The organism is Cryobacterium sp. AP23 (assembly GCF_054075385.1).
The window spans coordinates 3,446,491-3,470,486 of the sequence record NZ_CM133415.1; the positions used below are offsets into that span (position 1 = coordinate 3,446,491).

Genomic DNA, 23,996 nt, shown 5'->3' on the forward strand with positions numbered 1-23,996 from the left:
CCCCCACGCACCAGCTCCACAGCACCCCCTCCCCAGCACCCACATTCTCGACCGAAGGACACCGCCCATGACCACCACCCCCACCCCGCTCAGGCGGGTGCTCCGCGGCCTCGCGGTCGCCGTCGTCAGCACCGCCCTCCTCGCCGCCTGCGCCGGATCGGCCGCACCCGCCGCATCCGGTACCGGCACCGGCGACCCCGTCGAGGGCGGCAACCTCACCTTCCTCATCCAGGGCTACGACGCCGGCTGGGTCTCCAGTAAGAGTTCGATCTCCAGCTACGAGGGCAACCTCTGGGGCGAGATCACCGACAAGCTCGTCTACGTGGACGAGGCCGGCGAGCTGAGCCCGTGGATCGCCGAGAGCTGGGAGGAGCTGAACGGCTCGACCGAGTTCGTGCTCCATCTCAAGGAGGGTGTGACCTTCTCCGACGGCACCCCGCTGGACGCGGCGGCCGTCGTCGCCAACATCGACCTGTGGGCCAAGGGCGACCCCGACCGGGGCATCCCCAAGGTCGGCCTCTTCCCGGGCAGCAACTTCGACCGCGCCGAGGCCACCGACGACAGCACCGTGCACGTGTACTTCACCTCCCCGGCGCTGGGCTTCATCCCCACCCTGGGCTACCACGGCACGATCTTGCTCTCCCCGGAGACCCTCGCGCTGCCGCTGGACGAGCAGGCCGACCTCACCAACCAGATCGGCAGCGGCCCGTTCACGGTCCAGTCGTGGGAGCAGGGCGACAGCTACGTGCTCGAGAAGCGCGCCGACTACGAGTGGGGCCCGGAGGCGCTCGGCCACACCGGCCCGGCCTACCTCGACACCATCACCTACAAGGTGATCAAGGACACCGCGGTGCGCACCTCCACCGTCGTCTCCGGCCAGGCGGACGTGGCGTTCAACATCGAGCCGCAGGAGATCGAGTCCCTCAAGGACCAGGGCTTCGGCGTCGCCACCCCGCGCTACCTCGGCTTCACCGACGGGTTCCAGGTGAACACCAGCATCTTCCCCACCAACGACATCGCCGTGCGGCAGGCCATCCAGAGCGGCATCGACCGGCAGGAGATCCTCGACACCGTCTACACGGATGACTGGTCCGCCGCGACGTCGTTCCTGCAGGGCAACGTGCCCGAAACCGGTGACTACTCCGACCTGCTCGCCTACGACCCGGAGGCATCCGAGAAGCTGCTCGACGACGCCGGCTGGGAAGTCGGCACCGACGGCTACCGGGTCAAGGACGGCCAGACGCTCGAGTTCACCCTGTCGCCCAACCCGTACGTGCCGTCCACCCAGGCCGAGGACGAGCTGGTCGCCCAGCAGCTGAAGACCATCGGCATCAAGGTCAACCTCAAGGTGGTGGATGTGTCGGGGTACGCGGCCATCCAGGCCGAGAAGCCGCCGCTGTTCCAGACCTCGCGCAGCTTCGTCGACGTCGGCACCGTGGCGGGCGTGCTGACCAGCCAGAACAACGGTGAGGACTGGTGGAAGCTCGGCACCAGCGACGAGAAGCTCAACGACCTCTCCACCGGCATCGCCACCGCCTCCGACCGGGAGTCCCGCGCGGCGCTCGCCGGCGACCTGCAGCAGTACGTGCTGGAGCAGGGCTACTCCATCCCCACCGTGCAGCTCGTGCAGCGCCTCTACCTCACCAACCCGAAACTGCAGGACGTGAGCTACAACGGTCTGGCCTACGCGAACTTCTACACGGCGTGGCTCTCCGAATGACCAGGACCTACGGGCGGTACGCACTCCTGCGTGCCGCCCAGGCGGTCGTCGTGATCCTGCTGGCGTACGTGCTGACGTTCCTCGTCATCAGCGTGCTGCCGGGGGACCCGATCACCAATACCCTGCGGGACCCGCAGAACGGGCTCAGCGAAGACGAGATCCAGCAGATCGTGGCCCACTACGGGCTCGACAAGCCGGCGATCATCCAGCTGTTCCTCTCGCTGGGCCGTTTCCTCACCGGCGACCTCGGCTTCTCCCTGCAGTCGAACCTGCCGGTGGCGCAGCTGCTCGGCGACGCCCTGCCGTCCACGATCGCCCTGGCCGGCACCGCCCTGCTGCTCGCCGTGCTGTTCGCGGTCGGGATCGCCTACGGCGCGCAGTACCTGCCCGGGAAGGTGCTGCCCGGAGCGCTCCGCTCGGTCCCGTCGCTGTTCCTCTCGGTGCCCAACTTCGTGATCGGCCTGGTTCTGATCGAACTGTTCGCGTTCCGGTTGCACGCCTTCACCACCATCGAACCGGACAGCGCGGTGGCGACGTTCTTCGCCGCCCTCACCCTGGCCATCCCGGTGTCCGCCCCGCTGGCGGAGATCCTGATCGCCAACCTCGACCATGAGTCCCGGCAGGAGTACGTGCTCGTCGCCCGGTCCCGCGGCCTGACGACGGCGCGGCTCTTCGCCCGGCACCTGGTGAAACCGTCGAGCCTGCCCGCCGTGGCGATGATCGCGCTGATCGTCGGCGAGCTGCTCGGCGGCGCAGTCATCACCGAGACGATCTTCGGCCGCGACGGCGTCGGCACCCTGGTGCAAAAGGCCGTCACCAGCCAGGACGTGCCCGTCTTGCAGGCGGTGGTGTCCCTCGCCGCCGTGGTGTTCGTCGCGGTGAACCTGCTCGCCGACCTGGTGTCGCCGCTGATCGACCCCCGGTTGCAACCCGCGACCGGGCAGGCCAAACCCCAACTGAAGGAGGTGGCGGCAGCATGACCACGAATCTGCCCCTGCTGCGCGCCACCGGCATCCCGCTGGCCGTGCGCCGCGCCGCGACCGGCGTGCCACCCACCGTGGTGCTGGCCGCCGTCGTGCTCGTCGGCGTGCTGCTCTGGTCGCTGGTCCCGGGCGTCTTCACGTCGTACGACCCGATCACCGGCGACACCGCCGAGAAACTGCTCGCCCCCAGCGCCGCGCACTGGTTAGGCACCGACTACCTGGGCCGGGATGTCTTCGCCCGGGTCGTGCACGGCACCGCGTCGTCGGTGACGAGCGCGCTCGTCGCCGTGCTGATCGGGCTCGTCGTCGGCAGTGCGATCGGCCTGGCCAGCGGCTTCCTCAGCGGCTGGGTCGACACGGTGCTGGGGCGCGTCGTCGACGTGCTCCTGGCGATCCCCGGCTTCCTGCTCGCGGTGGTGATCGTCAGCTCGCTCGGCTTCCAGACCATCAACGCCGCCATCGCCACCGGGGTGTCCGCGATCGCCGTGTTCGCCCGGCTGATGCGCGCGGAAACCCTTCGCGCCCGCGGCTCCGTGTTCGTCGAGGCGTCCTACCTCCAGGGCGGCAATCGCCTGCATGCGCTGGTGCGGCACGTGCTGCCCAACGCCTACAAGTCCGTCGTCGCGCTCGCCGTGCTGCAGTTCGGCACCTCGATCCTGGTGATCGCCTCGCTCGCCTTCCTCGGCTACGGCGACCCGCCCCCGGCATCCGACTGGGGCCTCCTGGTGGCGTCCGGCAAGGGCTACGCCACCGCGCCGTGGCTGGTCTACGCGCCGGCGCTCGTGATCGTCGGCACCGTTCTGTCCGTGAACCGCATCAGCAACTGGATGAGGAAAGCCAAATGACCGCCACCCTGCCCGCCCGGCACAAACCGCGTTCGATCCCGAACTCCACCTTGCTCAGCGTGGAGGGCATCTCGGTGGCGTACGGCGACACCGCCGTCGTGCACGACGTGAGCTTCTCGCTGGGCCGCGGGGAGAGCCTCGCCCTGATCGGCGAGTCCGGCTCGGGCAAGTCCACCATCGCCAAGACGGTGCTGCGGCTGCTGCCACGCGATCAGACCGCGGCGAGCGGCAGCATCCGTCTGGACGGGCGCGACCTGCTCGCCCTGCCCGAGAAGCAGTTCCGGCCGTTGCGCGGCCGCACCCTCGGCTACATCCCGCAGGACCCGTCCTCGGCGCTGAACCCGGTGCGCACCATCGGGTCGCAGGCGCACGAGGCCGCCGCCCTGCTCGGCGAACGCGACGCCGACACCCGCCGGGCGCTGATCCTCGCGGTGTTCGAGCAGGTCGGGCTGCCCGACCCGGTGCGGGTGTACAACTCCTACCCGCACCAGCTCTCCGGCGGGATGCTGCAGCGCGTGCTGATCGGGCTCACCGTGCTGCCGCGGCCGGCGCTGATCGTGGCGGATGAGCCCACATCCGCTCTCGATGTCACCATCCAGAAGCTGATCCTCGACCTGCTCTCCGACCTCCGCCAGCAGCACGGCATCAGCCTGCTCCTCATCACCCATGACCTCGCGATCGCGGCCGAGCGCGCGGATTCGCTGGTGGTGCTGAAGGACGGCGTTGTACACGAGAGCGGGCCGTCCGCGCAGGTGTTCGCGAACCCGCGGTCCGAGTACGCTCGCACCCTGCAGGCGGATGTGCCGGCGCTGAACCCGGATCGTTACCGCAGCCAGCGCGCCGCCGAGCGACCGGATGCCGAGCCGGCGGCGGGCGGCGCCCGCCCCCAGATCGAGGTCCGCAACGTCACCAAGGTTTACCGGGCCGGCGGCACCGAGGTCACCGCCGTCGACGGGGTGTCCTTCTCCGTCGGCCGCGGCCGCACCCACGCGCTGGTCGGCGAGTCCGGCTCGGGCAAGACCACCGCGGTGCGGTTGCTGCTCGGCCTCGAGCACCCGGACTCCGGCGAGATCACGGTCTCCGGCGACACCGTGCACGGCACCTCCCGCGCCGAGCTGCGCACCGTGCGGCGGCACCTGCAGCTGGTCTACCAGAACCCGTTCACTTCCCTCGATCCCACCTGGCGGGTGCGCCGCATCGTGCAGGAACCGCTGGACCGGTTCCGCATCGGCGCGCGCACGGACCGCGCGCAGCGGGTGCGGGAGGCGATCGCCGCGGTCGGGCTGCCCGAATCCGCGCTGTCCCGCCGCCCGGCAAACCTCTCCGGCGGCCAACGGCAACGCGTCGCGATCGCCCGGGCGCTGGTCTCCCGGCCCGACGTGCTGGTGCTCGACGAACCCACCAGCGCCCTCGACGTGACCGTGCAGGCCGAGATCCTCGAGCTGCTCGCCCGGCTGCAACGCGAGCTGGGCCTCACCTACCTCGTGGTCTCGCACGACCTCGCGCTCGTGCGGCAGATCGCCGACACCGTGTCGGTGCTGCAGCGCGGCCGGGTGGTGGAGGACGGCGCGGTCGAGCAGATCTTCGCCCGCCCGCAACATCCGTACACCCGGGCCCTGCTCGACGCCATCCCGCAACCGACCGCGCGCCCCCGAACCGCGGCCGACCTCATTCCGCAACCGTCCGCGCGCGCAGGCACTTTGGCCGACGCCATCCCGCAACCGCCCGCCCGCCCCCGCGCCGAGCTCTCCCACTGAAGGAACCGAACCCCATGACCCTCACGACCACCAGCCCCGCCCGCCGGCCCGCCCTCATCACCGGGCTGACCGCCCCCAAGGGCTTCGGCGACGCCACCCTGCGCGACCGTCGTGTCGATGCCATCGAGCTGCTCGGCGGCATTCCCGACCCGCACCTGCTGCCCGCGCGCGAGCTCGCGGAGGCGACGGCGCGGGTGCTCGCCCGGCCGGGCCTGCCCGCCCTGCAGTACTCCCGCACCGAGGGCATCTCGCCGCTGCGGGAGTGGATCGCCGAGCGCGAGGGGGTGCCGGTGGAGCGAATCCTCATCACCAACGGAGGCTTCCACGGGCTGTCGCTGGCGATCCAGACGGTCCTCGAGCGCGGCGACCTCGTCGCGGTCGACAACCCCGTCTTCCCGCTGTTCCTCCGCGGCCTCGAGCTGGCCGCCGCGCGCATCCTGCCCATCCGGGTCGGCGCCGCCGGCCTCGACGTCGAGCAGCTCGCCGAACACCTCCGGGGCGGCGCCCGGCCCGCAGCGCTGTACACGGTGCCCGACTTCCACAACCCCACCCAGGGCACCCTCCCGGCGGATGCCCGGGCCGAGCTGGTGCGACTCGCCGAGCACTACGGGTTCACCGTCTTCGCCGACAACCCGTACCGCGAGCTCTGGTACGAGGGCGGGCCCGAGAACACGGAGGTCTTCAACCACTCGGACCGGGTCATCCACATCAACACCTTCACCAAGACCCTCGGCCCCGGGTTGCGCCTGGGCTGGGTGGTGGTGCCCGCCTCGCTCGCTCCGGACGTCGTGGCCCTGCGCAGCCGGCAGGACTCGCACAGCTCCACCCTCGTTCAGGCGATCGTGGGCGAGCTGCTCACCCATGATGCCGGGCTGTTCGACACGACGCTGGGAGCCGCCCGAGGGGTATACCGCAGCCGGGCCCAGACCCTCGTGGCCGCGCTCGAACGTGAAGCGCCCGGGGCATTCGAAGCCACCGTGCCCGACGGCGGCCTGTTCCTCTGGCCCCGCCTCACCGACGACACGATCGACGCCGACCGGCTCGCCGCCGACGCCAGCGCCGAGGGCATCGAGTACCAGCGCGGCTCGTTCTTCCCCTCCGGGCCGGGCACCGACGCGGCCCGGCACCTGCGCCTCGCCTACGGGCACGTGCCCGAACCCCAGCTCGACGAGGCCGCCGCCCGCCTCGGCCGCGCCCTGCGCAAGCAGACCGGCCGGTAGGCATCCGCCGGCTCGAGCGCTGAACCGTCGCCGCACCCCGTGTGGCCCGTCGCCCCCGCTGTAGCGGGCGCGCCGCGCCACTGGGGGTGCGGCCGCCGCCTGCCGGGCCACGCTCGCGAACCGAACCGGAGGGCTCGCGTCAGAGGCCCAGCTGGTTCAGTCGGGTCTCGAACCGTACCTGCACGTCCTCGGGCTCGTCGTCCGGCGTTTCGACCCAGATCGCGTCGAGCTCACGCTGCACGGGCTCGGGCAGGGCCGCGAACTTCGAGTTCCAATCCTCGATGGGCGTCCAGTAGCCGAGCACCTTGAACTGGGCGGCGCTCATCCCCAACTCCCGGCGCAGGTACTTGCGCACGTCCCGCAACGCCACGGTCTCGCCGGCTGCCCAGACGTAGCCCTCGGCCAGCGGCAGCCGGTCGTCGACGATGCTGCGCACGACCTGCCCGAGCGTGCTCGGTCCGTGGCCATTGCCGCCGATCACCCAGGTGACCTCCACATTGGCACCGGCAGCGAAGGCGACCTTGTCGGTCTCGTCGAGCACCTCCACCACGATCCGGGTGCGGATGCCCGCCGGAACGCCGGCAGCGATGCGGATCACGGCAGGCAGGCCGGTCAGGTCGCACACGAGCACCTGCCAGGTTGTCGCCGGCAGGGGTGCGTACAGGCCGGTGGGGGAGTTCAGGCCGATAACGTGGCCGGGTTGCGCGTTCGCCGCCCACGGACCGGCGACACCCTTCTGGTGGATCACAAAGTCGATGTCGACTTCGCCAACCTGCGGGCGCACCCCGCTGATCGTGTACGTGCGCATCGGCGCTTCCGGCGCCCCCTCGGGCGTGGCCCACCAGTCGCCCTCGGGCACCGGCAGGGAGACATCGGTGGGGTCGTCCCCGTGCGGGAAGAACACGCGCACGTATTCGTCACCGATGCCGGTGCTGAGGAAGTCGGCGACGCCGGGACCATCGAGGGTCACCCGGCGGAGAGTCGGGGTGAGCGTGGCGGTTCGGCTGACGATGCCGCGGTGGATGGTCATGGGGTCTCCGTCTGTTGGGTGCGAGTGTCGAGGTGGGTGAAGGTGTCGGCGGCAGCGGTCTGGGCGAGCCAGAAGCTCCGGTACGGCCCCTCCGTTGTGACGAGGTCGTCATGGGTGCCGTGTTGCGTCGCCTCGCCGTCGGCGAAGACGACGATCTGATCGGCCGTCGCCGCGTGTTCCAGGCGATGGGCGATCAGCACCGTGGTGCGGTTCCGCCGCAGCCGCACGATGGCGGCCTCCACGACCCGGCGATAGCGCAACCCGACGTCTGCGCTCGCCTCGTCGAGGATCACGACAGCGGGGTCGGCCAGGAACGCCCGAGCCACGGCCAGCTGTTGGATACGCCCCGCGTCGAGGGCCGGCTCGGTGCCGCCGCTGTGCCCGCGGTCCGGCGGCGAGGGCGGCACGCCGGTCACGGATGGCACGGCCCAATCGGCCCCGACCGCGCGCAGCGCCGCCACGATCTGGTCTGGAGTGGCCTCAGGTGCGGCCAGGCGCATGTTGTCGGCGATGGTTCCCCGAAACTGGTGCAGTTCCTGGGAGATGTAATAGGGCGGTTCCGCCGCGGGACCGATGCTCAGGCTGCCGGACGTCGGTGGATGGTGGCCCGCGATCACGCGGGCGAGCGTGCTCTTGCCCGACCCCGATGTGCCGATCAGTGCCGCCGTGGTGCCCGGCAGCACCCGCAGGGTCACCCCGCGCACACCGCGGCCGGTGGTCGGGTAGTGAAAGCTGACGCCGCGCAGGTCGATCCCGGTTCGCCCGAGATCCGACACGTCCGACACCGGCAGACCAGCCGCAGACAAAGCCTCCGGCGCGGTGCGGGCGAGGGTGGTGACGCCGACCAGGCGCGCGAGGCCCACCATCGCCCGTTGGATGTCGTCGAGCCCGAAGATCACTTGACCGATCGGGCCGAACAGTCGATGGAATACCAGGGCGGCCGTGGTGACCGTCCCCACGCTGATCGTGGCGCCCGCGTGCAGCACAAAGCCGGTCGCCAGGATGGCCGCCAGCCCCACGGCTTCTCCGCCGTTGATCCAGCGGAACAGCCGGTTGCGCAGCCGCACGCCCTCGATCTGCATCTGGATCGAGTCCTCCGCGCGACGCCGAACCCGCTCGAGCGCGAGGCCCTGTTCGTTCAGGGCGGTCAGCGTCTCCGCACCCTCCACCGCGTCGATGACGGCCTGGCTGCGGGCGGCCTCCCGCACGCGCACCTCCCGGAACACCACGCGGGAGCGGCGCAGGAATGCACGGGTGCCGAGCAGGTAGAACGGCACCGAGGCGATTCCGGCCAGCGCCAACCTCGGGTCGAGCGCGGTCAACGCCACCAGTGACACCGCAACGGCGAACGTCGCCGAGAGCAGGGTCGGCACGACGTTTCCGCCGGCCTCGGCCACGGCATCCACATCGCCGGTGACCCGGGAGAGCAGATCGGCGCTTTCGCCGTCGTCGACCGTGCTCACGGGCAGCCGCATCGCCGACGCGAAGACGTCTTCCCGCAGGCTTGCCAGGGCGTCTTGCACCAGCGCGGTCAGCACCCGGGTTCCCCACAGGGCCATGCCGGCGGCGCCGATCCCACCGGCGGCGACGCCCGCCACCCAGCCCACGAGGGTCGGCAGTCCCGCCCCGGAGGAGACGGCGTCAACGAGGCGGCCGAGGCACGCCGGCAGCACCAGGCCCAGAGCGGATGCGGTGAGGAACAGCACCGCGACGGCCGCCGAGCGACCCCGATGACGGCCCACCAGCTCACGGACCGCCGCACGCACCTGAGCGCTGGATGCGATCGGCAAGGTGGACGCCGACGCCTCAGCCACGGGCATCCGCCCTGCTCGGTGCGTGGCCCAGCTCGACGATGCGGTCGCAGGCGGCGAGGAGTGCCGGTGAGGTGGTGATCACGATCGTCGTGCCGGGGTGACGCGCGAGCGCGGCGGCGATGTGCGCCTCGGTGATGGCGTCGACCGCGGAGGTCGGCTCATGCAGAACCAGCACCTCGGCGCCGGCGTGCAGGCCGCGGGCCAGACCGATCCGCTGCCGTTGTCCGCCGGAGAGCCGCCGGCCGGCCTCGCCGACCTGGGCGTCCCAGCCGCCGACCAGCCCGACGGTGTCGTGTAGCGCGGCGATGTCGACGAGCGCGGGGTTCGGCGCCTGCCGTGAGCCGGGCCCGCAGACCGCGTCGCGCAGCGTGCCACCGGTGATGGTCTGCCGGTGCGGCAGCGACACCACGCGGCGTCGGTACTCCACCGGGTCCAGGTCACGCAGGTCGCGGTGGGCGCCGTCGATGAGCACCGACACCTGCCCGCGATCGGCTGGCGCGCGCATGCCCAGCAGCCGCGACAGGGCGCTCGCCGCCTCGCTGTCCGGCGAGCGGATGCCCAGCAGCTCACCGCGGCGCACCTCCACCCGGGCCGAGGGTGCGCCGCCTGCCGCGCTCGCCGAGTCTGCCGCCCCAACCGATCCCGCCGGGCCCGCGTGGAACGTCAACACCACATCGGTCGCCCGATCGACCGCGCCACCGCAGCCCGGCCCGTCGAGCAGGTCGACGGCGTTGATCACGTCGGCGAGGCGCCGGGCCGAGGCGAGCTTGTGGATCCAGTTCGACGGGAACGAGCCCGCGTAGGCGAGCGCGCCGCTGATGAACTGCGCCAGGCCGAGCACGGTGACGAGCTCACCGATGCTGATCCGGCCATCCAGGGCGAACCAGGCCGACAGGCCCGCGAGCGCGGTCGTGGTGACCGTGGCCAGGGTGGCGCTCACGGCCTCGTAACCGGCGAGGGATCGCCCGGCGGCCGTCGCGGCGAGCCGGGACGTGTCGCTGGCGGCGACGTACCGTCGCTCCGCCTCGCCGCGGGCACGCATGCCCACGAGCACCCGGAACCCGCTCATGAAATCGGCCGCGACGGCGCCCGCCTCCGTCGCCGCGTGCTGCTCGGCGAGACCCCGGCGTTCCAGCGGCCGCGAGACGACGCGCATCACGAGCATCATCGCGGCCGTGGATGCGAAGACCACCAGGGTGGCGATGGGGGAGATCACCGACATGGCCAGCGCCGAACCGGCGATCGCCGCGAGCGTGGCGCACTGCTGCGCCACCGACCAGGCGACCCCGGCTACCCGGTAGGTGTCCGAGGTGACGTAGGTGAGCGCCTCGCCCGGGGTGAGGGTCTGGGCGGAGAGCCGGGGTCGCAGGATCCGGGCGAGGGTGAGCTGGCGCAGCGCCTGCTCGCCGTAGCCGTAGATCGACACCATCAGGCGGGACGCCGACTGGTAGCTGATGGTCAAGACCAGGAACACCCCGATCAGCCCGCCGAGCCACACCGCGAGCGCCGCCGCATCCGCCGGCAGCACGGCCCGGTCGATCGTGACGCCGATCAGCACCGGAATCGCGGCCTCGGCGAGCGCATGCACCACGAGCAGGCCGGTCGCCGCGACCAGGGCGATGCCGCGGCCCTGCGTGGTGAGGGCGATCGCGAACAGCCGGCGCGGGGTGACGAGGCGCGGGGTGACACTCACGGTTGGCGCCGACCGAGCGGGATCACCAGCGGGGTGCCGGCCACCGGATCGGTGATCACCGTGCAGGGCAGGTCGAACACGGCCTCGACGAGCTGCGCCGTGATGATCTCCCGCGGGTCGCCCTGCGCCACGATGGCCCCGTCGCGCATCGCCACGAGATGGGTCGCGTACCGGGCGGCGTGGTTCAGGTCGTGCAGCACCGCCACCAGGGTCGTGCCGTTCCGGTGCAGGTCGGCGAACAGTTCCATCAAATCGATCTGATGGGCGATGTCCAGAAAGGTGGTCGGCTCATCCAACAGGAGGTGCCCGGTCTGCTGGGCCAAGGCCATCGCCACCCAGACCCGCTGGCGTTGGCCGCCGGAGAGCTCGTCCACCAGGCGGCGGGACAGCGCGGTGGTGTTGGTCGCGGCCATGGCGTCCACGACGGCACGCTCGTCCTCTCGGCTCCAGGTGCGCATCGCGTTCTGGTGCGGGAACCGGCCGCGCCCGACCAGGTCGGCCACAGTGATGCCGTCGGGCGCGATGGAGGACTGCGGCAGCAGGCCCAGCCGGCGGGCGGCCACCTTCGGCTTGAACGTGCGAAGCTCGGCGCCATCCAGCAGCACGGAGCCCGTGCTGGGGCGCAGCAGCCGGGCGAATCCGCGCAACAGGGTGGACTTCCCGCAGGCGTTGGGGCCGATGATGATGGTGAAGGACCTGTCGGGCACCTCCAGGGAGAGGTCCGAGATGATGCGGGTGTCCCCGTAGCCGAGGGTGATGTCCCGGGCGAGCAGCGAAGCGGTCACAATGTTCCTTTCAGGCGCGGCGGGCGAATTGGGCGGCCAACAGCCAGGCGAGGTAGAGGCCGCCGACGGAAACCGTCACCACACCGACGGGCACCAACAGCAGTTGGGCGGCCAGGTCGGAGACGACGACGAGGGCGGCCCCGGTGAGCATCACCGGCACGGTGCCCATCGGGGTGTTCGACCGGGTGAGGCGCTGGGCGATCTGCGGGGCGGCCAGGGCGATGAACGAGATCGGGCCGGCTGCCGCGGTGACCAGCGCGATCAACGCCACCCCGAGCACCATCGCCGACAGCCGGGTGCGTCCCGGGCGGATACCCAGAGCGGTGGCCGCATCATCGCCCATCTCCAGCACCGGCAGGGTGCGGTTCAACGGCAGCGCCGCGACCATCACGACCGCGAAGACGATCGTTGCGGGGAGGAGCTGGTCGAAACCGAGCGAGGAGAGGGAGCCGGCACCCCAGGTGGCGGCCATCATGGCCTTCTCCACACTCACCGAGATGAGGATCCAGGAGGTGAGCGAGCCGAGCCCCGCCGAGACGCCGATGCCTACGATGATCAGCCGGAACGACGACATGGTGTTCTTGCTGGCCAACACGTACACGAGCAGGGCCGTGAACAGGCCGCCGAGGAGGGCCCCGGCCGCCTTGAACATGTAGGTGTTCAGCCCGAGGACGATCATCATGAGCGTGACGCCGAACTGCGCGCCGATGCCGAAGCCGATGATGTCGGGCGAGCCGAGCGGGTTGCGGGTCAGGGATTGGAAGATGCCGCCCGAGAGGGCCAGCGCGGCGCCGCAGAGCACGGCGAACAGCACCCGTGGCAGACGCCACTCCACGACGACCTGCCGGATGTCGGGGTCGGAGCCGGGGTCGACGATGGCCCGGAGCACGGCATCCAGGCCCACCTCGTAGGCGCCGATGGTCATCGACGCCACCCCCGCCGCGAGGATCACGACCACCAGCACTGCGCTCACGGTGATCGCGCGCACGGGAATGAGCCCGGTGACGCGGGCGGTGTCGATGCGGAGATAACGCCGGCCGAAGTCGACGGATGGCTGTTCGAGGCTCACAGTCCGCTCACCTGCTTGCGACGCACGAGGGCGATGAGCACCGGGGCGCCGAGGATGCCGGTGACGATGCCCACCCGCAGTTCGCCGTTGGGCAGCACGACACGGCCGAGGATGTCGGCGAGCAGCAGGAAGATCGGGCCGACGAGCGTCGAGTAGGCGAGCACCCAGCGCTGGTCGGGGCCGGTGAACCAGCGCACCACGTGCGGGATCATGATGCCGACGAAGGCGATGGGACCGGCGGCGGCCACACTCGTGCCCGCCAGCAGGGTGACTGCGAGGATCACCCAGAGCCGGGTGACCCGCACCCGCGCGCCGAGCGCCTGGGCCAGATCGTCGCCGAGAGCCAGGGCGTTCAGCGACCGGGCAGAGAGCAGGCCGATGAGGAGGCCCGCGACGATCAGGGGCAGCGCCCAGGCGAGCTGGTCGACGGTGCGACCGCCGATGGAGCCCACCCCCCAGAACCGCATGACCTGCAGGGTGCCGAGGTCCTGCAGCACGATCGCGGTGGTGAACCCGGTGCACGCGGCACCGAGGGCGATGCCGGCCAGGGTGAGCTTCATCGGGGTCGCGCCGGAGGAGCCCACGGAACCGAGCGTGTACACGAGCAGGGTCAGGGCGAGCGCCCCGGCCAGGGCAAATGGCACGTAGGCGCCAGGGGCGGTGAGCCCGAGCACCCCCACGGCGAACGTGACGGCGAGGGAGGCGCCGGCGTTCACCCCGAGGATGCCCGGGTCGGCCAGCGGGTTGCGGGTGAAGGCCTGGATGAGCGCACCGCAGACCGCCAACGCCGCTCCCACCAGGAGACCGAGGAGGGTGCGGGGAACCCGCAGTTCCAGAACCATGAGGTGCAGCGGGTTGGCGTCGTCGTAGGCGGTGAGCGCGGTCAGCACGGTCACCGGGTCGATCGCCCGGTTGCCGATCGCCAGCGACGCGATGGTGACTCCCACCAGCAGTGCCGTGACGACGAACAGCCCGGCCACCCGCAGGCCGGTGCGGTGCGGCGAGTCGCCCCGGTCAGGGTGACTCCCCGCACCGGTGGACGAGGCGTCGGTGGTGCACGCTTCGGTGTGTGCAGTGACGGTGGTCGAGGGGTCGCTGCCGGCATCCGTCACCGGCGCGGCCGGCAGCGCAGTCGGCCGGGACACCTCGGGCGTCACTCGCCGGAGATGGTCGGCGTGCCCTGCAGCGCTGCTGCGAGGTCGTCGACGTAGGTCGGCAGGATGTACTTGAGCGACAGCACGGTCGGTGCGCTGATGGCGGATGCCGCCGCGGCGTCGGCGTAGATCGCGTAGGAGTTTGCCGCGATCGGCTCCCAGCGCGAGACCACGGCGTTCTCCACGGTGTAGGTGCCCTCGGCGGCGCTGCCGCCCCACGCGACGAACAGGTCGGCCTGCACGTCGTAGAGCTTCTCCAGGCTGACGCCGGTATACCAGTTGTCACCCTCGGCCGTGCTGAGGAAGTCGTCCATTGCCGAGGTGGAGGTGAAGCCGAGCGCCTCGGTGATGCGTACGCGCGGGTCGTATTCGAGGTAGACGCCGAGGTCGGTTCCGCCCTCGTTCAGGGTCAGGCCCCAGACGAAGGTCTTGCCGTCGAACTCGGGGTGCGCATCGGCGAGCGAGGTGATGAGCTCTTCGGTTTCGCCGATCAGTTCCTCGGCCTTGTCGTCCTCCCACATGGCCGTGCCGACCGTGCGGGTCATCTCTTCCCAGGTGCCCGGGTTCCACGGCCCCTCGATGTACGGAACGGTCGGCGCGATTTCGCTCAGCCGCTCGTATTCGATGTCGGTGACGCCCGAGTACAGGCTGAGGATGAGGTCGGGCTTGAGGGCCTTGATCGCCTCGTAGTTCGGTCCCTCCTCCGGGTAGGGGATGATCTCCGGGGTGTCGCCGTATTCGGCGGTGACGAAGTCCTCGAACCAGGGCTGGTAGCCGCTCTCGCCGGCGCCCCAGACCTCCTCGATGCCGACGGGGTTCACGCCCAGCGCGGCGACGATGTCCGGGGTCATCCAGCCGAGGGCGACGATGCGCTGAGGCTTCTCGGTGATCGTGGTGGAGCCATGAGCGTGTTCGATGACCACGCCGTCGGTTGCGGCCTGCGTGGGCGCGGTGTCCGCCGCGGATGTGGCGCATCCGGTCATCGCGAGAACGGCGGCGACGGCCACTGCTACCAGCGCTGGAACCCGGCGGGCCTTCGGGCGCGCAAAGACGTGCTGCATATTTCTCCTTATGAGAAGTGAGGAAGGGGTGTGCCGCACCAACGCGGCGAGATGGTTAGGTGAGCCTCACCTAACATAACGATGCTAGGGGCGTAACGACGACACATGTGTCGCGGATGAGACGAGTTGTATCGCTAAAGCGACAGTGGGCCCGGTCAGCGCCAGTACAGCTGGTGGGCGGAGTCGGCCTGCACACGGGCCACATGCTGCCGGGGAGTCACCCCGAAGCGCTGCTTGAACGCGGCCGAGAAGGCGCTGGTGGTGGCGTAGCCGCACTTGTGCGCGGCGGCGCCGATGGGGGTGCCGTCCACGATCTGCCGGGCGGCCTGGGTCATCCGCACCCCGGTGCGCCACTGGCCGAAGCTGATCCCGATGTCGGTACTGAAGACGCGCAGCACGGTGCGTTCGTGCAGGCCGTGGGCGAGGATGAGTTCGCGGGCGGTGCGCGGGTCGCCGGGGTCGGCGAGCACGGCATGCACCAGCGCGCGCACCCTGTCGTCCGCGGGCAGGGGCACTTCACTCCACCCGTCCGACGCCTCCGGCGCGGGCTGCTGCAGCATCTCGATCAGCACGGCCTGGATGCGCACCCGGAGGTCATCGTCCATGTCGTTGATGCCCAGGTGCAACAGCATCTCCTGCACCGCGCGCGGCACGAGCGCGCGGGTGACCGTTGCGACCGGGGCGATGAGTGCGGTGTCGGGGATGTAGGTGTAACACCCCGTCGAATCCCGCTCGTGGCGGGCGGTGTGCGGGGTGTGCGCGGGAATCCAAACGCCCTGGCCGGGAGCGAGCTGCCACATGGCGTCCTGGAGGTAGACCCACACCGTGCCGCGGTAGCACCAGGCGAGCATGGCATCGGGGTGGCGGTGCGGCGGGGAGATCGGCCGGGAATGGCCGTCGTCTCCGGTGACCACCCCGGTGCCCATCAGGTAGGGCGCGGCGACCGTGGACGGGTGCGCGGCGCTGGTGTCCCAATCGGCCTGCCCATACGAGTTCATGTGCTGCCCAGCGTAGCGATCTACTGGCGGCTACAGCAGCGAAGGGTGCGCCGGGGTCGGCATGATGCGCAGGGTGTGCCGGTGGGTGGCCGGATCGGTCATGCCGAAGCTGCCCCCGTACTTGTGCATGTATGCGCCGTCGATCTCCGCGTGCACGGGGTCGTTCGGGTCGAGGTGGAGGAAGACGACGGGCCACTCCTGGTCGCCGATGCGGACGATCCCGGACCCGGCGTCGCGCGCCCGCGGGAACCACGTGCTGACGCCGCCGTACCCCGCGCCTGACCGCACGTACACGTCGGCGCCGACCCGCACCATCCACACGGTGACGAACGAGCGGATGCTGCCGTCCGGCCGCCGGGAGGCTATCTGCAGCTCGGGCTCCCGATCGACGAGACCGAGCTCGCCGGTCGACCACGCTCGGGTGGTGGCGCTCATCCGGGGTCTCCTCGCTGCACGCTGATGCTCTCCTCCACAGTCTGCCGTTCGACCGACTGTGCACCGTCCGGCCGTCCACGTCTATGCGTCCAGCCGCGCCGGGTCAGGCTGGCAGCATTCGAGCCGCATGCACCGCGTCTTGCACGCGAAAGGAGATCCACCATGACCACCCTCGCCACCCCGCCCGCACCTTCGACCGAGCACGATCCATCAGCCGAGGCGCGCACCGATGGCGCCGCCGCCAGCGCCGACGCCGCATTCGGGTCCCGCGCCGATGCCGACGCCGTCTCCCGCGCCGATGCCGCCGCAGCTGCCGCCCGCGCCGACGCTCCATCCCGGTACCGCCCCAGCGCCGGAACCGGGGTGCGCAACGGCCTCCTGCGCACCCGCACGGTGCGGTCCAACAGCCTGCGCGCCCTCCTGCGTATGAAGGACGACCGCGGCGCCGCCACCGCGGAGTACATCGTCGCCACCATGGCCGCGGTGGGCTTCGCCGGCCTGCTCATCGTCATCTTGCGTGCATAAGAGCAGAGTCGAGAGTCAGCGCGGGTGCGCGACGTCGACCGCCTCAGAGACAACGGCCGTGATGCTCAGCCCCAGGGCGAGGCAGATCGCGTCGAGCTGGTCGACATCGAGTACGCGCTCGCCGCGGAGGTGCTTCGACATCTGAGACTGTGAGATGCCGACTGCTTCGCCGAGCTTCTTCTGCGAGACGCCGGCTTGGAGGAATGCCCGATTGAGTATCGCCGCTACGGCAACCGTCAGCGGTCCAGGCTTGGTTGTTCCTCCCGACGGCACCGCTCGAAACTACCGCGCCGCACCGCAACATCTGTTGCTTTCGCGCGACCAGTTCATATGAACTACCCTCAGCTTATGGAGAAGCGGCAACGTCGCCTTCTAGTGGCGAAATCGGTACGTGCTGAACTCGCTCGTCAAGACTGGTCGCTCCAGCGTCTGGCCGAACATCTGGCCATGCCCGCGGATGCGCTCGAAGGCGTGCTCTCGGGAACGACGGCGATTGACCTTGACACGCTAGATGCGATCGCAGCAGCTCTTGGGGTTACAGCAGACTCCCTCATCGGAGGCGAGAATCGCTAACCCCAAGCCACGGGGATCGGGGAGTCAATGTCCATCATCGTTCCAAACGCAGCAGCAATCGACGCAGCAGCAGCACGCGTCGGGGTGACCGACCTTGAGGCTCTCACCGAGCACCTCGGGTTCGACTACTCCCAGCCGCTATCGATACTGATGATGGCCCTGATCCTGACGAAGCTACCCATCGCTCCAGAGACGGCGTTCCGCATCGAGTAGGAATCGTGGTGTCGGTGGCATCGACGTAGGATCGTCACGCGCGGGCCGGCGTGCTCCTCGACATCCGATCACCAGGAGCCCCATGACATTCCCGAAACCGATTCGCTACGAAGCTGACAACTGGCTCGTAATGCGCACGGACCCGGTCCTGCCGAAGGCGGCTATCCAGCGCCTGCGCGACCGTAGCGGCGTCGAGAAGTACCTGCTGGCGAAGTGGGACCTCGACCCCGCGAAGCGTGCGCTAATGGGCGTGTACGAATCTCTGGACAAGGCCAACGAGATGGTCCTATTTGACAACCCGCAAGGCGGTCCGTCTGGACCCCCGAACGGGCGATGACGGCGTACGCTCACCGCATGGATGATCTGGCATCGATCGACGCGCCGCACTGCCCGGCGTGCCTGGCGCCGTGCGTCCCTGCCGGTAGTACCGCGCGGCCGTTCTGGATCTGCCCGTCGTGCCGGGTGGCCGTACTCGTCCACTGACACCTTAACTGGCAGAAGCCCCGCACCCTCCGAGGAGAGTGCGGGGCTTCTGTAATTCCACGTGCTTAGCGGTCCGATGAGGCTACACGACTTGATGCAATCTGGGTCAATTAGCGCGGGTTCTAATCGGTGCCACTAGGCTCAGCGGCATGACTCCCATCGCCCGATTCGCACGCTGGTTCTCTGTCGACCGCGGGATGCAGTGCAAGGGGTGCCGGAGCCGACTCGAAAGCCGCGACCACACCTTCTGCACGCCCTCCTGTGAGTCGTCATGGTGGGACCGCGAAGCCATTTGACCCAGCAGCACATGGGGGCAAGTCGTTCGGTCCGTGTCACCGATAGAGTTCCGGGTGTGAGAATAATTTGGCCTGGGGTCGCGGCCTTCCTTGTCGGTGCGGCGTGGACCATAATCACCGGAGACCAAGCGCCAGCTACCGTGGCGATCGGGATCTTCCTCGCGTGCGTCGAGGTGGCAGTCCTGATGCGCCGTGCGGGCGGCTTTACTGCGATGGTCATCCCCGTGGTGGCCGTGAATGCGATCCTGCTCTCTTCTGTCTTTCTATGGCCAGTGGTCGCGGTTGACGCGATCGTCTCCTACCGGTTTACGGTCACGACGGAAGATCTGACCCGCGTCGCAATAATCGGAATGGTGTTCACTGCAGCATTCACGGCCGGAGCCCTTCTAATCGGCCGCGGCAGGAACTTGAGGCATGGCGGACCCCAACGGTTCGACATCAAGTTGCCGCAGGGCGCTCTGGTCTTTGCTGCGTATGCGATTCTGGCCGTCACCGTTGTTGGCTACGGCGAGTCGCTGATCAGGGGTGGCTACTTGGGCGGGACCGGCCCCGAGTGGGCGGTAACGATGAGCAACGCTCTAACGCCCGTCGCCTTGTTGGCCGTGTGCCTGGCTGCTTATCGCCCGGGTCCGGCGCGCTTTCTGGCGGTTGTCGGGGTTGTCGTTTGGACACTCGTCCTTTTCGGTCGGTCCAGCCGAACTCTCGCCGCGTTGCCTGCATTTCTCGTCGTAGGTCAGGTCTTGGCCAACAGCAAGCCTCCCCGCTGGTTCCACATCGTGACCGCCAGCGTTGCAACGATTGTCCTGCTGCAGCTCCCCCTGGCGCTCCGCGTGAACTCGGGCGGCGTCGGTATCCTCACGCTGGGCGAACGCCTTCTCTCAAACCCTGGTGAGGTGTTCGCAAACTTCAACCCCGGCGCGATCATTGGGAACGTCCTCTTCAGCGCGCCCCTCGCCGCCGTCGTCTCTGAGCGGACCATCCCCATGAACGCCTTCTGGGTAAGCGTCAGTCCTGCCTTCGGCAGCTCCTCTGGGTGGGCGGAGATTTCGCCGTACCTCAGAATTATCCCGAGCACCCCGTACAACGCGATCGGCGAGCTCGCATCGCACGGCTGGCTGCTCTTGATCATCACCGCTTTGGCCACGGGCATGTTGCTCGCCCTGTCCGAACGGATTGCGGCGTCCGTCCCCGGCGTCCCCGGGACTATCGGGATCATGTTGGTGATGGCCGTAACAGCGCTCTACTCGGTCAGTATCCTTCAGTACAACCTCCGCAATTCAAGCCGGCTGGTGTGGTACATCCTTATCGGCGTGATCCTGCTCCGCTTTGTCGCATTGCTCGTCGTCAGAAAAAGTGACGACTTGACGAGGCACAAGGAACTAGTCCTGGGCTGAACCGGGAAGGCCGAGAGGTCGCCCGAGGTACCATCGCGCCGAGGGCCAGGATCGCCATCGGCGCGATGGTTCAGGCTGATGCAGCTAGACGAACGTCGCCGCGGCCGCCTGAACGTGGACCGGGGTGCGGCGGGGCGGCCCCGAGTTGCCCTTGCGGACGGTGGCGGTCCCGGTCGCGGTGAGCTTCACGTTGACGGTTGCGGTCGCGCCGACCGCGAACGGTGACAGGTCGCAGATACCCATGAACGTGAAGGCCCCGTCCCATGCGCGGTTCTCGATGAGCGCCGTGGAGAACACTGATGTTGGGTGTCCGCCAACATCGATAGTGCCGTACACGATTCCGTCTCCCGCGCACGAGATGTTCGGCATCGCCCACACGGTAATCGTCTGACTCGCGGGGACAACGATGGTGAACGACTCCACGACGACAGCGGTCAGCGAGAGTGCCGTGCTACTCGTGGCCGGTGCCTTGACGAACTTGCCCGCGCCGAGCGGTGCCGACGCGCTGGCTACGGCGGGAATGCGGACATCAACCTTCGTGTCTGCGGACCATTTGCGGATCAGCACGCGATTCTCGGTGCTCGATGAAACAGTCTCGACGGTGGCGTTCGGACCCCACCATGCGGCAACCTCGGCGTCATACGGGAGCGTGTAGGTGATGCCGTCGCCTCCGGTGAACGCCGCCTGCTGTCCATCCCAAGTCATGCGCACGTCCTGCCACGCGCCGAACGGCAGAGCGCCTGTGGGGTAGGTGTACGAGGCGAGGTTGGTGGACGTTCCATCTGCTGCGCGCTTCTGGAAAATCCACCGGTTGCGATAGATCAGGACGTGCGCCGCCGCGTTCGCGTAGACGCCGCTTCCCGACACCGGGTGGAATAAGGTCTGAGCAACGATCATCACGGCGGGGCGGTCGTTGGCGAAGCCGGTGTTCTCCCATTTGACCTGCATCCGGAAGTCCCGCACCGGGCCGGGCAGGGGGCCGGTGTTCAGGTACGCAAGCCCCGAAACCGCGTCGAGCGCACCGTCCGCGACGATATATCCGGGCTGGCCGGTCGTGCCCACGGTGAGCGTGTACGGGTGCCCGGAGTCGGTGACGTGCGCAGCGTTCAGCGCACCTGCGGCCTTGTTCGCCAGGTCCATGTACGCGGCGGTGCGAGACGTTGCAATCGTGGCGGTTAGCTCACCCCGTGCGGCCGACTCTGGGTCGGCCAGGATGGCCTCGAGCTGCTCGTCCGTCGATGCGCCGACAGCGAGCGCAGCGGCCGCCGCAGCCTCGGCGTCGATCCGTGCGGCGGTTGCCGTCGCGGCGCCTGCCGTGGCGGTCGCGGCCGCGGCCGCCGCGGTGTCGGCACTGGATGCGGCACCCACCGCCGAGGCCGTGGCTGCGGTGGCCGATGCGGCCGCTTCTGCCGCCCTGGCGGTAGCGGTGGTGGATGCCTGCTCGGCCGTGGCCGCAGCGGTCAAGGCGGACTCGGCCTGCCCGGTCGCCTCGACGCCCGCAGCGGCAGCTGTGGCCGCGTCAGTCGCCACGGTGGCCAGTGCCACCTCCGCGCCGTCCCGGGCCGCGACAGCGCCCGCCAGGGACGTGGCCGCGCCTGTCTCCGACGCGGCCGCCGCAGCCGCCGACGCCGTGGCGCCGCCCTCAGCGACGGCGGCAGCCTCCGCGGCTAGGACGGCGAGTTCCCGATCCTCGACGGTGATGTAGTGCTTCTCGCCGGGGGCGCTCATGGGGATGAGGCCCGAGATCGAGAGTGACCCGCCGCTCACTCGGTGCCTGCTGTGCTACCAACGGACTGCGCGGCCGCGGTGACGCCGGTGGGCTTCCACAGGCCGAAGTACAGTGCCACGGCGACGAGGAACGTGCCGATGCCCTGGATGAGGCCGGCGAACAGGTCGTAGGCGACGCCGGCCTCGATGGCCGCGAGCAGCTGGGACAACAGTCCAGTGACCAGCGCGAGCGCCGCCAGGTAGATCGCCTTCCGCGCTGGGCTGGTCTCCTTCGTTGTGACCAGGCCGACCAAGATCGGCAGGATGACGGCGAGGAGAAGCCAGAGCAGCAGGGGGAGGTCGAATGCGAATGTAATCAAGGGGTAACTCCTTCGGTTCGGTTGCGCAGCGCTTGGAGCTGTGGTGCAGGGAGGGTGCTATCGATGTCTGGCCAGTCCTCGGGGGTGAGGCCGGCTTCGAACAGTTGGCGCCGAAGCCGGGAGGCGTATTCTTCGGTCTTGCGGAGCTTGGTCGCCACGCCGGCTGCGAGCAGATCTGCCTGCTTGCGGCCCTCGACGGCGGTGATGCGCTGGCTTTCCAGGTCGGTGTTCTTGGCACGCTCACGGCCAGACGCGCCCGAGATCCACTTGCCGAGGCCGGTGATGAGCGCCAGGAGTACGCTCGCGCCACCGCCGGCGCCAAGGATCACGGCGAGCAGCTGGGGGGTATCCACGGCTACCTCCGTTTCGGTGCGAGCTGGAAGCGCCTGATCTCCATCCAACGCTGCGCGAAGGTGAAGCTGAACGCGAGGGTGACGAGAGTGCCAACGAGGGATGAACCGAGTGCGATCGCGACGACGCAGTAGATCAGGAGGCCAGTGGTGAGGGCGAGTAGCCCGACACGCTCGAGCCACCAGACGCCGGGGAGGACGGCGACCATACCGAGCAGTGACCCGACCAGGACGAACGAACCGAACATGATCACCAGGGACTGGCCGAGAACGCCCTGGAACGACGTCGGCGGGGCCAGCAGCACGAAAGAGCCGGCGCCTGCCATCGACACATAGACGGCGAACTGCAGCAGGCGGATCACCCGGGGTTCAGCGATGAGCATGAAGGCGCCATTGAGCAGGCGCAGTGGGTGCGCGATGATCTGCTTCATGTCGCCCTACTTGAGCTTCGCCAGAATGGCGTTCAGCCGCTTGTGGTTCTCGTTCCCGATGCGGACGGCTTCGTTGGCGGATGCGAGCGCATTGCCCGCCGCCGACCAGACGTGACCGGCGGGCACCTTGCCGATGCCGTATACCTGGTCGCGGGGGATGGCGTAGGCGTCGAGCAGGTCGCCGAAATCTGCGTCGGTGACCACGAGCCACTCGTCGTCGTCGTACTGGACCTTGGCGGAGATGCTTGCCTGGTTCTCCTTGCTGAGGTGCTTGATCCCCGCGGGCCATATGTTGAAAAGATCCTTGGTCTGATCGCGGAGTACGGTCTGCATGTCTTCGTTCCAATCGGTCGGGGTGAGCTGGATGGGGGTGGCTTCGAACGACGTCACGGTGGTGCGTGAGCCGTCGTGCCCGAAGTGGTTGGGGTCGGCCTCGCCGAACGTTCGGGTGAAGCCGAAGCGGTGGGCGTTCTTGAGCACCCAGTCGCGCCGGGTCGCGCCGGCGTCGCCGTAGAGGCGCGTGTTGCTGGCCGGGGGAAAGCTACCAATGTCGACGGCGTTGCCCATGCCGTGGGTGGAGTGCCCCGCTGCAGCGACGTTCACCGTCGAGTAGACGCTGAGCCCGTACAGCCACGGGCGCACCTTCATGTCGACCTGGGTGAAGAAGTCCCGGTAGGCTCCGTTGCCAGTTCCGGCGCTGGCGATGACGAGGGAAACTCCGTCCTTCGCAGCAGCTGCGACCATGGCGTTCCATGCGGCGGCCGCGGTGTTGCTCAGCCGGCCACCCCGCACAGCGGTCAGCTCCGCGTCGGTCAATCGTCCGTTCGCGCTCATGCTTCTCCTTCGATTATCGGTGCGGCCTGGTAGAGGTCGCAGACTGTGGCCCAACCGTCGTCGGAGAGGCCGGTGATGTCGCCGGCGTTGGCCGGCGGGATGTACCGCTCGCCCCCGAGGGCGACCAGCTCGGCTCGGTGCGCCTGGTAGGCGGCATCCGTCGCGAATTCGACGCGGCCACCGACGATGAAGACCGCCACAGTGCCGGTGGTTACATTTCGGTAGTAGGTGCCAACGGGCGCCATG

General features: G+C 69.3%; 26 protein-coding genes. 10 read left to right on the plus strand and 16 right to left on the minus strand.

From position 1 onward, the window contains the following. The first annotated feature begins 67 nt into the window (after positions 1-67). The 5 genes from ACU5E9_RS16245 to ACU5E9_RS16265 are packed head-to-tail and all read left to right on the plus strand — an operon-like array spanning position 68 to position 6,525. Positions 68-1,720 (plus strand): ABC transporter substrate-binding protein, encoded by a 1,653-nt coding sequence (locus tag ACU5E9_RS16245; protein WP_456810927.1) that lies wholly within the window; start codon positions 68-70, stop codon positions 1,718-1,720. Continuing rightward, positions 1,717-2,700: an ABC transporter permease gene (locus tag ACU5E9_RS16250; RefSeq protein WP_456810928.1), complete on the plus strand. Its 984-nt coding sequence runs from the start codon at positions 1,717-1,719 to the stop codon at positions 2,698-2,700. The genes ACU5E9_RS16245 and ACU5E9_RS16250 overlap by 4 nt, the downstream gene beginning before the upstream one ends. Next, entirely contained in the window at positions 2,697-3,548 is an 852-nt protein-coding gene (locus ACU5E9_RS16255; RefSeq protein ID WP_456810929.1) for an ABC transporter permease, read from the plus strand. The genes ACU5E9_RS16250 and ACU5E9_RS16255 overlap by 4 nt, the downstream gene beginning before the upstream one ends. Then, positions 3,545-5,305, plus strand: coding sequence for a dipeptide ABC transporter ATP-binding protein (locus ACU5E9_RS16260; protein WP_456810930.1), 1,761 nt, complete (start codon positions 3,545-3,547; stop codon positions 5,303-5,305). The genes ACU5E9_RS16255 and ACU5E9_RS16260 overlap by 4 nt, the downstream gene beginning before the upstream one ends. A gap of 14 nt (positions 5,306-5,319) precedes the next feature. Continuing rightward, positions 5,320-6,525, plus strand: coding sequence for an aminotransferase-like domain-containing protein (locus ACU5E9_RS16265; protein WP_456810931.1), 1,206 nt, complete (start codon positions 5,320-5,322; stop codon positions 6,523-6,525). Between the two features lie 139 nt (positions 6,526-6,664). Here ACU5E9_RS16265 and ACU5E9_RS16270 read toward each other — a convergent pair whose 3' ends face one another. From ACU5E9_RS16270 to ACU5E9_RS16310, 9 genes are all read right to left on the minus strand, one after another. Then, positions 6,665-7,555, minus strand: a complete 891-nt coding sequence (locus ACU5E9_RS16270; RefSeq protein WP_456810932.1) for a siderophore-interacting protein — start codon at positions 7,553-7,555, stop codon at positions 6,665-6,667. Next, positions 7,552-9,375: an ABC transporter ATP-binding protein gene (locus tag ACU5E9_RS16275; RefSeq protein WP_456810933.1), complete on the minus strand. Its 1,824-nt coding sequence runs from the start codon at positions 9,373-9,375 to the stop codon at positions 7,552-7,554. The genes ACU5E9_RS16270 and ACU5E9_RS16275 overlap by 4 nt, the downstream gene beginning before the upstream one ends. After that, positions 9,362-11,062, minus strand: coding sequence for an ABC transporter transmembrane domain-containing protein (locus tag ACU5E9_RS16280; RefSeq protein WP_456810934.1), 1,701 nt, complete (start codon positions 11,060-11,062; stop codon positions 9,362-9,364). The genes ACU5E9_RS16275 and ACU5E9_RS16280 overlap by 14 nt, the downstream gene beginning before the upstream one ends. Next, positions 11,059-11,847, minus strand: a complete 789-nt coding sequence (locus tag ACU5E9_RS16285; protein WP_456810935.1) for an ABC transporter ATP-binding protein — start codon at positions 11,845-11,847, stop codon at positions 11,059-11,061. Before ACU5E9_RS16285 ends, ACU5E9_RS16280 begins: the two co-directional genes overlap by 4 nt. A gap of 10 nt (positions 11,848-11,857) precedes the next feature. Next, positions 11,858-12,916: a FecCD family ABC transporter permease gene (locus tag ACU5E9_RS16290; RefSeq protein ID WP_456810936.1), complete on the minus strand. Its 1,059-nt coding sequence runs from the start codon at positions 12,914-12,916 to the stop codon at positions 11,858-11,860. After that, complete coding sequence (locus tag ACU5E9_RS16295) at positions 12,913-14,061, minus strand: FecCD family ABC transporter permease (RefSeq protein WP_456810937.1); 1,149 nt, start codon at positions 14,059-14,061, stop codon at positions 12,913-12,915. Before ACU5E9_RS16295 ends, ACU5E9_RS16290 begins: the two co-directional genes overlap by 4 nt. 8 nt (positions 14,062-14,069) lie before the next feature. After that, on the minus strand, positions 14,070-15,131 hold the full coding sequence (locus ACU5E9_RS16300) for an ABC transporter substrate-binding protein (RefSeq protein WP_456810938.1): 1,062 nt from the start codon (positions 15,129-15,131) through the stop codon (positions 14,070-14,072). Positions 15,132-15,286: 155 nt separating this feature from the next. After that, positions 15,287-16,129 carry an AraC family transcriptional regulator gene (locus ACU5E9_RS16305; protein WP_456810939.1) on the minus strand — a complete coding sequence of 281 codons (843 nt, stop codon included), beginning with the start codon at positions 16,127-16,129 and terminating at the stop codon, positions 15,287-15,289. Positions 16,130-16,159: 30 nt separating this feature from the next. Then, a complete protein-coding gene (locus ACU5E9_RS16310; protein ID WP_456810940.1) occupies positions 16,160-16,564 on the minus strand; it encodes a DUF2255 family protein in 405 nt (134 codons plus the stop codon). Positions 16,565-16,726: 162 nt separating this feature from the next. On the opposite strand from ACU5E9_RS16310, the gene ACU5E9_RS16315 reads away from it, so the two are divergent. Then, entirely contained in the window at positions 16,727-17,089 is a 363-nt protein-coding gene (locus ACU5E9_RS16315) for a DUF4244 domain-containing protein (protein WP_456810941.1), read from the plus strand. Between the two features lie 15 nt (positions 17,090-17,104). On the opposite strand, the gene ACU5E9_RS16320 is transcribed toward ACU5E9_RS16315, so the two are convergent. Next, a complete protein-coding gene (locus ACU5E9_RS16320) occupies positions 17,105-17,362 on the minus strand; it encodes a helix-turn-helix domain-containing protein (protein ID WP_456810942.1) in 258 nt (85 codons plus the stop codon). A gap of 75 nt (positions 17,363-17,437) precedes the next feature. On the opposite strand from ACU5E9_RS16320, the gene ACU5E9_RS16325 reads away from it, so the two are divergent. From ACU5E9_RS16325 to ACU5E9_RS16340, 4 genes are all read left to right on the plus strand, one after another. After that, positions 17,438-17,662 carry a helix-turn-helix domain-containing protein gene (locus ACU5E9_RS16325; protein ID WP_456810943.1) on the plus strand — a complete coding sequence of 75 codons (225 nt, stop codon included), beginning with the start codon at positions 17,438-17,440 and terminating at the stop codon, positions 17,660-17,662. A gap of 27 nt (positions 17,663-17,689) precedes the next feature. Continuing rightward, positions 17,690-17,875: a hypothetical protein gene (locus ACU5E9_RS16330; RefSeq protein ID WP_456810944.1), complete on the plus strand. Its 186-nt coding sequence runs from the start codon at positions 17,690-17,692 to the stop codon at positions 17,873-17,875. An 82-nt stretch (positions 17,876-17,957) separates the two neighbouring features. Then, positions 17,958-18,212 carry a hypothetical protein gene (locus ACU5E9_RS16335; RefSeq protein WP_456810945.1) on the plus strand — a complete coding sequence of 85 codons (255 nt, stop codon included), beginning with the start codon at positions 17,958-17,960 and terminating at the stop codon, positions 18,210-18,212. Positions 18,213-18,710: 498 nt separating this feature from the next. Further along, positions 18,711-20,048, plus strand: a complete 1,338-nt coding sequence (locus ACU5E9_RS16340) for a hypothetical protein (RefSeq protein WP_456810946.1) — start codon at positions 18,711-18,713, stop codon at positions 20,046-20,048. Between the two features lie 84 nt (positions 20,049-20,132). Here the strand turns inward: ACU5E9_RS16340 and ACU5E9_RS16345 are convergent, their stop codons facing one another. From ACU5E9_RS16345 to ACU5E9_RS16370, 6 genes are read right to left on the minus strand one after another with little or no spacing between them, the layout of a single operon-like run. Next, positions 20,133-21,815: a hypothetical protein gene (locus ACU5E9_RS16345; protein WP_456810947.1), complete on the minus strand. Its 1,683-nt coding sequence runs from the start codon at positions 21,813-21,815 to the stop codon at positions 20,133-20,135. Continuing rightward, on the minus strand, positions 21,812-22,135 hold the full coding sequence (locus ACU5E9_RS16350) for a hypothetical protein (protein ID WP_456810948.1): 324 nt from the start codon (positions 22,133-22,135) through the stop codon (positions 21,812-21,814). Before ACU5E9_RS16350 ends, ACU5E9_RS16345 begins: the two co-directional genes overlap by 4 nt. Then, positions 22,132-22,488, minus strand: coding sequence for a hypothetical protein (locus ACU5E9_RS16355; RefSeq protein ID WP_456810949.1), 357 nt, complete (start codon positions 22,486-22,488; stop codon positions 22,132-22,134). Before ACU5E9_RS16355 ends, ACU5E9_RS16350 begins: the two co-directional genes overlap by 4 nt. A gap of 2 nt (positions 22,489-22,490) precedes the next feature. Further along, positions 22,491-22,916: a hypothetical protein gene (locus ACU5E9_RS16360; RefSeq protein ID WP_456810950.1), complete on the minus strand. Its 426-nt coding sequence runs from the start codon at positions 22,914-22,916 to the stop codon at positions 22,491-22,493. Between the two features lie 6 nt (positions 22,917-22,922). Then, positions 22,923-23,750 (minus strand): D-alanyl-D-alanine carboxypeptidase family protein, encoded by an 828-nt coding sequence (locus ACU5E9_RS16365; protein WP_456810951.1) that lies wholly within the window; start codon positions 23,748-23,750, stop codon positions 22,923-22,925. Next, positions 23,747-23,995, minus strand: coding sequence for a hypothetical protein (locus ACU5E9_RS16370; protein WP_456810952.1), 249 nt, complete (start codon positions 23,993-23,995; stop codon positions 23,747-23,749). Before ACU5E9_RS16370 ends, ACU5E9_RS16365 begins: the two co-directional genes overlap by 4 nt. Between the last annotated feature and the right edge of the window lies 1 nt (position 23,996).

What these genes read in the sequence shown, in the direction of transcription:
- ACU5E9_RS16245 (WP_456810927.1), top strand. Translation starts at nt 68, where the DNA reads ATGACCACCACCCCCACCCCGCTCAGGCGGGTGCTCCGCGGCCTCGCG.
- ACU5E9_RS16250 (WP_456810928.1), top strand. Translation starts at nt 1,717, where the DNA reads ATGACCAGGACCTACGGGCGGTACGCACTCCTGCGTGCCGCCCAGGCG.
- ACU5E9_RS16255 (WP_456810929.1), top strand. Translation starts at nt 2,697, where the DNA reads ATGACCACGAATCTGCCCCTGCTGCGCGCCACCGGCATCCCGCTGGCC.
- ACU5E9_RS16260 (WP_456810930.1), top strand. Translation starts at nt 3,545, where the DNA reads ATGACCGCCACCCTGCCCGCCCGGCACAAACCGCGTTCGATCCCGAAC.
- ACU5E9_RS16265 (WP_456810931.1), top strand. Translation starts at nt 5,320, where the DNA reads ATGACCCTCACGACCACCAGCCCCGCCCGCCGGCCCGCCCTCATCACC.
- ACU5E9_RS16270 (WP_456810932.1), bottom strand. Translation starts at nt 7,555, where the DNA reads ATGACCATCCACCGCGGCATCGTCAGCCGAACCGCCACGCTCACCCCG.
- ACU5E9_RS16275 (WP_456810933.1), bottom strand. Translation starts at nt 9,375, where the DNA reads ATGCCCGTGGCTGAGGCGTCGGCGTCCACCTTGCCGATCGCATCCAGC.
- ACU5E9_RS16300 (WP_456810938.1), bottom strand. Translation starts at nt 15,131, where the DNA reads ATGCAGCACGTCTTTGCGCGCCCGAAGGCCCGCCGGGTTCCAGCGCTG.
- ACU5E9_RS16305 (WP_456810939.1), bottom strand. Translation starts at nt 16,129, where the DNA reads ATGAACTCGTATGGGCAGGCCGATTGGGACACCAGCGCCGCGCACCCG.
- ACU5E9_RS16310 (WP_456810940.1), bottom strand. Translation starts at nt 16,564, where the DNA reads ATGAGCGCCACCACCCGAGCGTGGTCGACCGGCGAGCTCGGTCTCGTC.
- ACU5E9_RS16315 (WP_456810941.1), top strand. Translation starts at nt 16,727, where the DNA reads ATGACCACCCTCGCCACCCCGCCCGCACCTTCGACCGAGCACGATCCA.
- ACU5E9_RS16325 (WP_456810943.1), top strand. Translation starts at nt 17,438, where the DNA reads ATGGAGAAGCGGCAACGTCGCCTTCTAGTGGCGAAATCGGTACGTGCT.
- ACU5E9_RS16330 (WP_456810944.1), top strand. Translation starts at nt 17,690, where the DNA reads ATGTCCATCATCGTTCCAAACGCAGCAGCAATCGACGCAGCAGCAGCA.
- ACU5E9_RS16335 (WP_456810945.1), top strand. Translation starts at nt 17,958, where the DNA reads ATGACATTCCCGAAACCGATTCGCTACGAAGCTGACAACTGGCTCGTA.
- ACU5E9_RS16360 (WP_456810950.1), bottom strand. Translation starts at nt 22,916, where the DNA reads ATGAAGCAGATCATCGCGCACCCACTGCGCCTGCTCAATGGCGCCTTC.
- ACU5E9_RS16365 (WP_456810951.1), bottom strand. Translation starts at nt 23,750, where the DNA reads ATGAGCGCGAACGGACGATTGACCGACGCGGAGCTGACCGCTGTGCGG.
- ACU5E9_RS16370 (WP_456810952.1), bottom strand. Translation starts at nt 23,995, where the DNA reads ATGGCGCCCGTTGGCACCTACTACCGAAATGTAACCACCGGCACTGTG.